Here is an 11,217-nt window from a genome sequence, read left to right as displayed (position 1 = left end):
CCTCGTAACCATCATCCCCGACCGCAAGACACGTAACCACATCACATCCGCGAGCTCGAAGCCCTCGGCTACCGCGTCACTCTCGAACTAACTACCTGAACGTCGCGGCCCGCACCACTCCGCTCTGAATCAACACGTGAGGTTCGCTGCCGCCTGCCTGGCGAATGTCTGATTTTCGGACCAGGAGAGTGGGGCTATCTGAAGTTCAGTATGTCTTGTAATGGGGGATATGTAGCTGCCGCTCGGTGTGCGTGTGCTCGCCAACTGGCCTTCCGCCCATATCGCTTGACTGCTGTTTGGCCTGGTTGTGACGATATCCGTGGTCGGAGGTGTGCAAGGCATTCCCGCTCTTCAGATGCGGGTGTCTTCACAGGAGTCGTGCTGTTGCAGTCGGATCAGCTGGCGATGGCCTTGGCGGGCAAGCAGGGATAACGCCGGTAGCGGGCCGAGCCGGTAGCGGCGTCCACGGCGGCTGCGTGGGTCGGGACCGCCTCCAAGACCTCGGCCAGGGCCGGCAGGTCAGGCAGGTCGTCCAGCAGGTCGGCGGAAGTGACGTGCTTCAAACGGCGGGTGAGCACGTTGATCGGGGATGATGACACGCGAACGCGGCCCCTGTTTCTGATCGACCGGCGTAGACACCCAATGATCATCAGGGTTCGCGTTTGCCAGCTGCACCCCGGTGCCCTCAACCGCCCGTCCTCATCGAGCTCGCGTGCGTCCTACCAGCCGAGAACGCTTCGGCCCTGCGCCCCTACCCGGCACCGATACGCTCGCAGACGAGCAGATCGTTCCTGATTCTGCCTCTGCTCGACTTAGGCGTGCCCGCCAGACCGGTATGGACCCAAGCTGCCTGGTAGGAGTCCGTCGGGAGGGACGGTTGGTCGTCATCGGCATCGACGCCCACAACGCACCCACACCCTCGTCGCTGTCGATCAGGTCGGTAGTAAGCTCGTTGAGCGTACCGTCCGCGCCACGGCGGAGGGACATGCCGACATTGCAGCCTGGGCCGCACGATGGCCTACCGTGCTGTTCACGGTCGAGGACTGCCGGCATGTCAGTCGACGGCTGGAAGGCGATCTGCTGCGAGTCAGCCATCGCGTGGTGCGGGTCACCACCCAGCTGAAGGCCGGGCAACGCAGTCCGAATCCGGCGGCCACCGGCTCCGGATCGATCCCGGCGGGGATCGATCCGGAATATTCGTTGTGGGGGGACCCGCAGAGGAGTTCGAGGTGGCCGGCCCTCCCGTCGCACAGGGCTTGCCAGGGCAGCGCGGTGACGAGGTCTCCGTCGATGACGGGAGCGAACGGTGCGAGGTCATCTCGTGGTGCCAGAGAGTGGCATAAGCGTGGGAGGGACAACTCCGCCCTCCCACGTTGCCGTTCAGAACGAAACCGCTAGGAGAGCTGGGCGAGCAGCCAGGTGACGAGGGCACGAACCGCGCCGCTCACCGTCGCCACAAGTGCAGCCATGACAAGAGCGAGGCGTTCGCGGCGGGTCAGGCGCTTGCGGGGCATCTCGATCTCCCTTTCGTGAGATGGCTTACAGGAGAGAGAGTGCGATGAGGCGGTCCCGAGAGGGGGAATCTGGGAGGATCTGGGAGAACGGCCCGGTATGGACTGCTCCGACGTGCCGGCGTGCGCACCCATCTGGGATTCGCGGGTTTGAACAGGATGAGGCATGGGCGAGGACGACGAACTGCGCACCCAGATCGCGAACGAGCTACGCGTACGGTTCGCGGCTGAGCTCGAGGAAGTACGGCGCGCCGCGGGCGGGCCCAGCCCCGAAATGCTGGAGCGGGAGGACCGGCGGCGGAAGGACCAGCTGTCCGCGAAGGGCAGAAGTCCGCGTGAGGTGCTCTCGAAGAGCCGGATCGACCGGGTCCTGAGAGCACAGCACAAGGAGGCTCCGGACCTGGACTTCGTCAGGGACTTTCTGGCCACCTGCAAGAGCTACGCGAATGAGAGAGACCTCCCGCTGGATCAGCGCCTGCTCACGTGGGATCTGTGGCAGGCACGGCACAAAGCCCTGGTCGAAGCGCTGGAGACGCTCAGGACGAGCAGGCTGCGGAAGGCACCGGCCGCCTACCGGATTGAGCCCCATCCGTCCAAGGGGGTGCCGCCTGCCGAGGCGTGGCGGCACCAGCCCAGTCAGTTGCTGCTGGCGCGGCACCAGGTGGTGCCGTTCACCGGGCGCGCGGACGACCTGGCGCGGCTGGAACGCTGGCGGGACATGGATGAGCCGGTCGTGGCGGTGGGCATGCTCCACGGCCCTGGTGGACAGGGCAAAACCCGCCTGGTTGCCCAGCTAGCCCAGACTACAGGGCCGGAGTGGAGGGTGTGGCAGGCCGTACGGACCGGAGAGGCCGCGCTCGCACCCGCGCTGCCGTCGCTGGGGACGCAGGCGCTAGTGGTCGTGGACTACGCCGACCGCTGGCCTGCGACGGACCTGCGGACTCTCCTAGAGGCGATGGCGAGGCGGCGTGGGCAGAAGCTGCGGGTCCTGCTGGTCGCGCGTTCGGCGGGGCCGTGGTGGGCGAGCTGGCAGGAGGACCTGCGGCAGTGGGGCTACCTGCCCAGCACCTTCGAGCTGGGGCCTGCCCGGGCTATCACCGAGCGGCGGCAGGCGTTTTTGGCGGCCCGCGACCGGTTCGCAGAAGCGCTGGGGCTGGGTGAGGCCGAGGACGTTCCCGTGCCCGACAACCTCACGGCGCCTGCTTTTGGGCTGTCGCTGAACATCCATATGGCGGCGTTGGTGGCCGTGGACGCCCGCCTACGCGGCGCCGAGCCACCCCGCGATCCCCAAAGCCTGTCGGCCTATCTGCTGGATCGCGAACGTGCCCACTGGGCTCGACGTCATTCGCTCGCCCCGGACGCGCTCCCACCCGACATCATGGTCCAGGTGGTCTATACGGCCACGCTCACCCGCCCCCTCACCTACGACACCGCCAGGGACGCCCTGGCCCGCGTTGAGGTTGAGACCTCTGCACCCGTCGGCCAACTCCTGAGGGAGCACCGCGCGTGCTACCCACCTTCCGATCCAACCACCTGCCTGGAGCCCCTCTATCCTGACCGGCTCGGCGAGGACTTCATCGCTCTGACCACTCCCGGCCACCAGCCCGGCGCGCACCTGTCCACGCCGTGGGCGGACGGCGCTGCGGCCCGGCTGCTCAGCGCCTCCACAGAGCAGCCAGTCCCGTGGACACGTGACGCGCTAACAATCCTGATCAGCGCGGCCGACCGCTGGCCCCATCTCACCCGTGGCCAGCTCACCCGGCTGCTCACCGAGCACCCCGAGCTCGCTTCCCAGGCAGGCAGCGCCGCTCTCGCGACGCTCGCGGAGATGAAGGACCTAGACATCTCCGTGTTGCGGGCCATAGAGCCTTACCTTGCCAAGCCTCACCCGCAGCCCGATCTCGATCCCGGGATAGCCGCGGTATGCGAGCGGATCGCGGCCTACCGGCTCGCTGAAACGGATGACGCGGTCGAGCATGCTCGTGTGTATGACATCCTCTCCCTACGCCAGTCGTGGGCTGGGCTGCACCAAAGGGCACTCATCTCGGCGAGGCATGCGGTGGCCATCCGTGAACTGCTGGCAGAAGCGGACCAGGAATCCCACGAGGATGATCTCGCCCGGTCGCTAACGGAGCTGGCCACGAATCTTTCGGCTGTGGGGTTGCACGAGGAGGCGCTCACTGCCACGAGCCGAGTGCTGGAGATCAACCAGCGACGGGCACCAGGGGAAGCGTCCCACGCGATTTCCCTGACCAACCTGGGCGTCTACCTCAGGGAGCTAGGTAGATGGGAGGAGACGCTGGAGGCGTCGCGGCAGGCCGTGGAGATGTGGCGGCTGCTGGCTCCAGATGAGCCGGAGAACGCGTCGCGCTACGCCGGAGCCCTGAGCAATCTCGGCGTCTGCCTGGCAGAGCTGGGGCGGACGAGGGAAGCGCTGACCGCTCAGCAGCAGGCCCTGGACATCCAGGCTCGACTGGCTGTGGACGATCCAGCGGCCCACGAGCCTGCCCTGGTGCTGTCGTTGATCAATATTACCGCTCACCTGTACGGGCTTGGCATGGGAGGACAAGCGTTGGGTCCGGCCGAGCAGGCCGTGGAGATCTCACGGCGGCTGTCGGCCCTCAATCCCGCCCTGTTCGAAGACAAGCTTGCCAAGGCACTCAATCACCTGAGCCACTGCCTCGCCGCAGCGGGCCATTCTGAGGAGGCGTTGGCGGCGGCGGAGGAGGCCGTGACCATCACGCAACGTCTGGCAGCGATCAATCCCGCCGCCCACGAGCCCAGTTACGCCGGGGCACTCGACACCCTGGGCAGTCGATTGGCAGGAGTGGGCGAGTCTGCGAAAGCCGTGCCGGTTACAGAGCTGGCCGTACTGATCAGGCGACGCCTGGCGCAGGAGAACCCGGCAGCTCACGAACATCGCCTCGCCGAGTCGCTCCACAATCTCGGGGCGCACCTGATCCGGAGAGACCTGAAGGAAGTGGCTGTGGATCCGTACCGTGAGGCGGCAACGATCCTCAGGCGTCTGACTGAATCCGACGTCGCCGCTCACGGTCCACGTCTCGCGACCACCCTGTCCAACCTTGCCACGTGCGTACCGTACACGGAAGGGCTGGCTCTGTTGGCGGAGGAGATAGCACTGCGGCGACGCCTGACCGAGGCGGACTCGGCCGAGCACGAGCCTGGGCTCGCCCGGCTGCTGGCGGAGACCGCGATCAAGTACTGTGCGGTGGGTCACTGGGAACGCACCAGGGACCAGGCGCACACAGCCTTGCCCCTGGTGGAGGAGGCAGTGGAACGGCAACGGCGGCTGGCGAGTATGGATTTCTCCGCTCACGCGCCTGACCTCGTCTACTCGCTCATGACCCTGATAACAATCCGGAGCAGTGAGCTGAGTGACCACCACGGGGCGTTGTCGGCTGCCAACGAAGCCGCCCAGCACGCCCAACTCCTCGTGGACAACGGCTTGACGGAATTCCAGCACCTCCTCGGCACCGCCCGGGAGATACAAGCCTTTGTCGAGGCACGGACAAAGGAAGCAGAGGGCTAGCGAGCCTTGGTCACCAACCGGCCGAGGCCGAGGGCGGTGGCCGTCGAGCCAAACGTGCTGCGGGCGCGGGAGGGTAGGGGTGGCAGTGGTGGTCGTGCCTGCGGCTTGGCACGTCGCTCTGGTGGTGGCGCGCTGTCCCTCGCCGACAAACCCGGATCCGAGCCGGCCCTACCGCCTCCCGTGGTCCCCGACCACCCCGCCTACCGGCAGATTCTGGATGTCTTCGCCGACCTCGGCCGCCCACTACGAGCTCGTGACCTCTGCGAGGCGCTGGACCTGCCCATCGTGAAGGAGAACACCGAGAACATCCGCGCCAAGCTCAAGCGCCTGGTCAACCAGGGCATTCTCGTCGAGATCGAGCCAGGATTGTTCGCCTGGCCACGCCCCCAGGCCAGCTGATAACGCCCTGACCAGTCGCCAATCTCGGCTGGTGCCAGGCCCATCTGGGCGAGTATCCGGCGGCGCTGGCGACATGCAACGCCGCACTGAAGCTCTTCCAAGACCTCAACGACCACGATGGCGAGGCGGACACTCTCGACAGCCTCGGCTACACATGCGCCGAATTGGGGCAACACGAGCAGGCGCTCACCCACTACGAGGCACCGCTGATTCTGTGGCGGGACATGGGCAATCGCTATGACGAGGCAGACGTCCTGACCAGGATTGGTGACTCTCACTCGGCGTTGGGCGACCAGGAGGCCGCCCGAGAGGCGTGGCAGCAGGCCTTGTCCATTTTTGAAGAGCTGGTGCAGCCGGACGCCGAGCTCCTCCGCGCCAAACTGGCACGCTGATCGCCCAGTTCGGCGGGGACCCGGCTGCGGAACCAGTGCTCGATGTCCTGGCCGTCGGCGCGTTCCGGCGTCGTGATCAACCCCCGGAGCACCTTTCGGCCGCCCTACAAACGGCAGGCGCCGCAACGTGGAATATCGACATAGTGGAACTCGTCCCCGATCCCATCGCGAAACTATCCGGCTCCCGGCAGCTTGCATCGAGGCGGATACCTGCCGACCTTCCCTCTCAGGTCAAGGTCCCCACGGAGGCCGTCGAAACGGTCCTGATCGCGCTGCGTAGGCAGCCAAGCGCCGCCGTTATGGGCAGCGTTGAGGGGGTCGATGCTCCGACGTCGCGCGTCGCTGCGCACTGAGGCGTTCCTGGGCCGTGCGACAAATATCCCAATCCTTCAGAGTGCTCAAAATGACCTTGGTGTCGAGCGCACGCAGGTCAGGGTGAGTGCTCCCCGCGCACACGCGGGATGGTCCCTGGAACCTTGCCTCCGAGAACACCAGCATCCGGCGCGCCCCGCGCACGCGGGGATAGTCCCCGCGGCTCCATCAAGGTCGCGATTCTCGGACCGCCGACCTTAGGAGATGCCAATGTGTGTGGATTGCACCCATTCATCGTCAATTGCGGCTTGACACAGCGCTTCGGCGGTGATGAGCGTGGCGAGACCCCAATTGTCATCCCATGTTTCTCTATCGGCTGGAGTGGCGGCAACCCATTGCTCGACACTGGCGTAGTCGGGAATCGGATCCCAATCCCAATCCAACGGGTCGAAACTGACGACGAGGCCATTTTTCGCGCGATATGAGACTAGCGGCGGAACGAAGTCGCTCCATTGGACGCTCAGGCAAGGGCCGTGCTGTGCCAGAGCAGTAAGAGTCTCGTCGGCGGGAGAGCTACTGAATTCGATGATGAGGGCGCCGTTGCCCACGCGACCGATGAGCATTCGAAGGTCGCCTGCTGAGTTAAGGCGTGCCGATTGAGTTCTCTCTGGTGAGATCCCATAGGCCGCCAAGATGACATCATTGGTGGCGGAACACCACGTCAAGGCGAGGGCGTTCGTGAATTCCCTCGAAAACCATTTATAATAGGCTGAATCGATCACGAACACTCCTTTTAGTTGATCGTGCGCCCACTGCTAGTTGCGTTTAATAAATTTCCGCCCGATCAGCGTACCGTCCGCCACTAATTAAACCCAGCGGCGGACGGTACGCTTTTTAATCAGGGATCACACGCAATAGGGGGTTCAGCGGAGTCCGGTGGGGTGACGTTTGGCGGAACCGGATCACCCTCCTTCGTCGTGTCGACCCAGAACGGATCCTTCTCAAGAATGCGCTCTCGGTGGTACCAGGCTCCGAGCAGCGCCCCCGCAGTGGTGTTGTCGGTGCACTCCACGATCGCGACCGAGTAGTTGATGCCCGCGTACGCGGTACCCTGGTGTGTAGAAGCGAAGGGGAACTCGTCGCATGATCTCTTCGTGACATTGGGCGGAGTCTTGAGCTTTTTGCACTCGCGTTTAGAGGCTTGGTAGTTATTGAATGGGATAGTTCCTCGTTGTTTGCGGTCTTCCGCGGACCTAGTCAGACATCCGACCTGACTCTTACATCCGCGGTCCAGCAGGTTAATTCGGCCGGGGATTTTCTTTGTTTGGCCGGGATATTTCGTATCGGTGTTCTGTTGGTCGTAGAGGGCCTTCCAGATGTGAGCCGCTGTCTGCTTCGTCGCCTCTTGGTTGCCGTCCAGGTGCCAAACAGGTCGGGAGCTCCAGACAACACAACCGCCGGTGTAGTTCTTGATGTCCGGCGAGCTGTCACAGCGGAATTCCAAACGTTCATTGTCCAGCATTCCCACCCGTTTTGCTGGAGGTTCGGTCTCCGGATAATATACCGAAGGTATAATTCCGCAGAAGCCGCGATGCTCGGGCCCCGGGAAACTGGCCGCCGGCGATGTCAGGATAATGACTCGGTCCGGCCCCTGGATCCAGTCGGCTACAGTGTCGGAAAGTCCTTGCGGCTTGTCCGAGGTGCAAGAGCTCGTGTTGTTTAGATGAACGGAGAAGGGGCGGCCTCCCGCGTTTTCAAACCCTCCTGGATAGAACTGGTCTACCTTGATCCAGGCCTTTATCTGGCGGCTATGGATCCCCGGCTCACCGCGCGCGGCCGTGTTTAGGTTATCGTGTCCCACATATGTGTGGACGACGATACTGATACGTGCCGACCATTTAATTCCCGTCGGTATGTCATTAACGGTTACTCTTTCGCCGATCAGGCCGGTATAGCAGACGTTGAAAGAGTTTTTGATCCAGCGCCACAAATTATGGCGCTCTGGCCTGTTCAACTGGCAGTCGATCTGTTTTTCGATACGATTGTAGGGGAAAGGGTTACCGGCCTGGACGGCCTGGCTACCGGTGGGCGTATTTGGTGTCGCGCCAGATTTGTCGGTGGATGCGCTGGTGTGGGCCCGAGCCTGGTTCGTCTGTGTGGTGGCCTGGCTCGGCGGTGAAAGCCCAACGGGCGTGTTCATGTCGGTTTGGATTTGTTGAGACGTTTGGGCGCGGTTGTAGATGCGTACTTCGTCGATGAGACCGCTGAAGAATTCGCCCCACCTGGTGTTGCCGCCGATGTGGAGGGCGCCGTCGTCGTCGGCGAGGTCTCCGTTCATGGGGATTTCCCTGGCTTGGGTGCCGTTGACGTACAGGCGGGCGGTGGCTCCGTCGTAAGTTACGGCGACATGATTCCAGGTATTGAGGGGTAGAGCGGTGGTGCCGTCGATGATGGCGTGTTGTCCGGTGTTTGGTCGATACATCCACGCGGAGGGGACGGTGCTGTTGGAGGCGTATAGGCCGTAAGCGGAGCCCGAGGCGTGGTCCTTCATGACGATGGTGCGGTAGCTGCTGAGGTTGTTTGGGTTAACCCAGGCCGACAGGGTCATGCCGTTGGTGAGTCGGAGGGAAGAGCTGTGAGGAACGGTGACCCAACTGCCGCTGGTACCGGACAAGGACAGAGCCTTGCCGTATTTGCCGTTGACCCAACTCGTGCTTGTGGCAGTACCGCTGTTGCCCTTCCCCGAGCTGTCGCCAACCGATGTCCCGGTGCCCTCGTTCATCCCATACGCTGCCACCAGACCTTCAACCGGCATGAAGGCGGCTGTGGTGAAGCTCCATGAATGTGGGGCTGCCATCGCGTTGCCGTCCACATCTACTGCACCGCTGATCTCAGCCGTGTACTTCGTGCTCACGGACAGCGGTTGCGCCGGCACGAAGCTGGCCTGCGTGCCCTGGAAGTTCGTCTGGCCTTCCACCACGGCACCGGCGGTGTTTTTGACGACGAACACGGGGTCCGCTATCGGCTCATCGAATGTTACTTGTAGCGCAGCTGAGACCGGAACGTCGTTGGCGTCAGGCAGGGGATCCGTGGCGACGACTACCGGCGGTATGGTTTCAGGCTCCGGCTCGAAGACCTCCTGATCGGGATCCAGTGTGTCCAGCCAATCTTCCCGAGTGATCTCCTCCACCGGGTAGAAGCCGAATCGGGCATCCTGTACGACGGCCTCATCGGAGTCCTCCCGCAGCGCGAGTGCCTGCTCCTCGTTGAGAAGAGGGAGAGTTGGAGGATCGGTGCGGTCTGTGAGATGGTCCGCGATCTCTTCGTCGGTAGGGGGTGTGCCATCGCTGGGGCCGGGGATGAAGAAGCCCTGCACTTTGGGCGCGGAAGGCTTGGGCGTGTACTTGATGATGAGGACGGGGCCGCGGGGGGTGAAAGGGTAGGTGTCGTAGCCGCCGTATTCGTCGGAGCGGTAGTAGCGCCAGTTCTGTGCGACGGTTTCGGTGGGCGAGATGAGCTGGACGCCTTCGTCTGGTTCGCCGTTCATCCAGGCCTGGACCATCTGCTCGATGGAGTAGTACAGCTCGCCTTCGCCTTCGGGGCAGGGGATTTGTGAGCTGTAGGCAGCCCTGTTGCCGACCTGCCCGCTGACCGTCACCGACGGCTGGTTGCTCCAGGTGAGCGTGTCCACCGTCCAGGGTGTGGTGATGCGATGGGCGACGATGCCGGCGCTGGCCTCATCGTCGCAGGTGTGGGAGTTGTAGTTGTGCAGGCGCAGGTCGCCGTTCTCGACCGTGCCGCCTTCCAGCGGCGTGCCCTTGATGTTGAAACGGATGTAGCTGCGGTGAGTCTGGGTGCCGCTGTGCGAGCGGCCGGCCAGCAGCCACTGCAGCGTGGCGTTGTCGCGCCCACTGGGCCGGACATTGCTGACGTGGGTGTCGCCGGCGATGCCGGTCCCCACCCAGTCCTCCGAGGCGGCAGTGACCGTCACCGGGTAGGTGACGGCAGGATCGGCCAGGAAGTCGGACGGCGCGGTCAGGACCAGGCTGTCGCCGTCCACCGCGGTGCTCGCCTTGCCAACGAGGCCCTGGTCGGGGCTGGACATTGCGGCGGCGTCCAATATCGTCGCGGACGACAGATCGGTGACCTCTTTGCCCTTGGCGTCCAGCACGCCGGGGGTCTTGTCGGCGCCCTCGCCCAGCTTCAGACCCTTGGGCAGGCGCATCGGCACCCGCAGCTTGAGCTCCTTGGCCGGCCGCTCGCGGATCACCACATCGTTCCGGAAGCCGCTCGGGGTGACGGTCACCACCAGGTCAGCGTCCGGGCCGTAGGCGTCGGGGTAGGTGGCGGTGTTGTCCTTGACCACCGGCTTGGGCAGCGTGGCGGGGGCGACGATGGATGCCTTGCCCTGCGCGTCGGTGTAGGTGACGGCATCGGTGCCGCGGCCGGCCGACAGTGTCAGGTCGCCCAGGCTCGCCTTGGGCTGCAGGACGCCGTCCTTTTCGATCAGTCTGGTGTCGATTGGCTGCCAGGCGCCATCCTTCTTGACCCGGATCGGGGTGCTGGACAGTTCGGCGTGCACCGTCTTGCCGTCCGGGTTGGCGAAGTAGGTACCTGTTTCCGAGCGCAGCGCTTCGATCTCGACGCGATTGTTGTCCTTTTTGGCCTGGGCGAGTGCGGTGGCCATCGGAGGGCTGAGGCGAGCCTGCGGGGTGGTGGAGCGGGATGGAGTCGGGCTCTGGGCGGTCGCCGGTGTTGTCATCAGCGAGATGGGCAGCGCTAGCGCGGCGATCAGGGCAGCACGGTGGCGCATCCGGCTGGATAAGCCGGACGCTGTGCGGCGTATGTTCACTCACAGCCTTTCAGGTAGATGCGACAAAACGGAGCGATCTTCACATGGGAGGCAAACAAAAGTAAAGATCGTTTTCAGTGACCCTTTCTCATCCTCAAGCCGCCTGAGCAACGCGGTGATTCTGAAGGACGGCGATGGCCTTGCAGAGGTGGCCGGCTTTGGACGGGCTGCAGCGTAGCTTGCGGAGGATCTTCCAGCTCT

Annotated in this window: 6 protein-coding genes and 1 pseudogene; 4 read left to right on the top strand and 3 right to left on the bottom strand. The window is 64.1% G+C overall.

Annotated elements, in window-relative coordinates:
* Positions 1–395: 395 nt before the first annotated feature.
* A complete protein-coding gene (locus tag ABN273_RS58370; protein ID WP_349458423.1) occupies positions 396–599 on the bottom strand; it encodes a hypothetical protein in 204 nt (67 codons plus the stop codon).
* Positions 600–1,677: 1,078 nt separating this feature from the next.
* Here ABN273_RS58370 and ABN273_RS58365 point away from each other — a divergent pair.
* From ABN273_RS58365 to ABN273_RS58350, 4 genes and pseudogenes are all read left to right on the top strand, one after another.
* Positions 1,678–5,061 carry a tetratricopeptide repeat protein gene (locus ABN273_RS58365; RefSeq protein ID WP_349458422.1) on the top strand — a complete coding sequence of 1,128 codons (3,384 nt, stop codon included), beginning with the start codon at positions 1,678–1,680 and terminating at the stop codon, positions 5,059–5,061.
* 105 nt (positions 5,062–5,166) lie between these two features.
* Positions 5,167–5,460 carry a hypothetical protein gene (locus ABN273_RS58360; protein ID WP_349458420.1) on the top strand — a complete coding sequence of 98 codons (294 nt, stop codon included), beginning with the start codon at positions 5,167–5,169 and terminating at the stop codon, positions 5,458–5,460.
* Between the two features lie 32 nt (positions 5,461–5,492).
* Positions 5,493–5,648: pseudogene (locus ABN273_RS58355) on the top strand (tetratricopeptide repeat protein); the annotation flags it as partial.
* Positions 5,649–5,684: 36 nt separating this feature from the next.
* Positions 5,685–5,852: a hypothetical protein gene (locus tag ABN273_RS58350; RefSeq protein WP_349458424.1), complete on the top strand. Its 168-nt coding sequence runs from the start codon at positions 5,685–5,687 to the stop codon at positions 5,850–5,852.
* Positions 5,853–6,421: 569 nt separating this feature from the next.
* On the opposite strand, the gene ABN273_RS58345 is transcribed toward ABN273_RS58350, so the two are convergent.
* The gene (locus tag ABN273_RS58345) at positions 6,422–6,946 is read right to left on the bottom strand and encodes a hypothetical protein (protein WP_349458419.1); all 525 of its coding nucleotides are present in this window, start codon (positions 6,944–6,946) and stop codon (positions 6,422–6,424) included.
* Between the two features lie 116 nt (positions 6,947–7,062).
* The gene (locus ABN273_RS58340) at positions 7,063–10,851 is read right to left on the bottom strand and encodes a LamG-like jellyroll fold domain-containing protein (protein WP_349458418.1); all 3,789 of its coding nucleotides are present in this window, start codon (positions 10,849–10,851) and stop codon (positions 7,063–7,065) included.
* Between the last annotated feature and the right edge of the window lie 366 nt (positions 10,852–11,217).

This window comes from Nonomuraea sp. B19D2 (genome assembly GCF_040137845.1).
Classification (GTDB): Bacteria; Actinomycetota; Actinomycetes; order Streptosporangiales; family Streptosporangiaceae; genus Nonomuraea.
This window is presented reverse-complemented; position numbering and strand designations above follow the sequence as displayed.

Coding starts and splice junctions, on each gene's coding strand:
- ABN273_RS58365 (WP_349458422.1), top strand. CDS start 1,678: ATGGGCGAGGACGACGAACTGCGCACCCAGATCGCGAACGAGCTACGC.
- ABN273_RS58350 (WP_349458424.1), top strand. CDS start 5,685: ATGGGCAATCGCTATGACGAGGCAGACGTCCTGACCAGGATTGGTGAC.
- ABN273_RS58340 (WP_349458418.1), bottom strand. CDS start 10,851: ATGGCCACCGCACTCGCCCAGGCCAAAAAGGACAACAATCGCGTCGAG.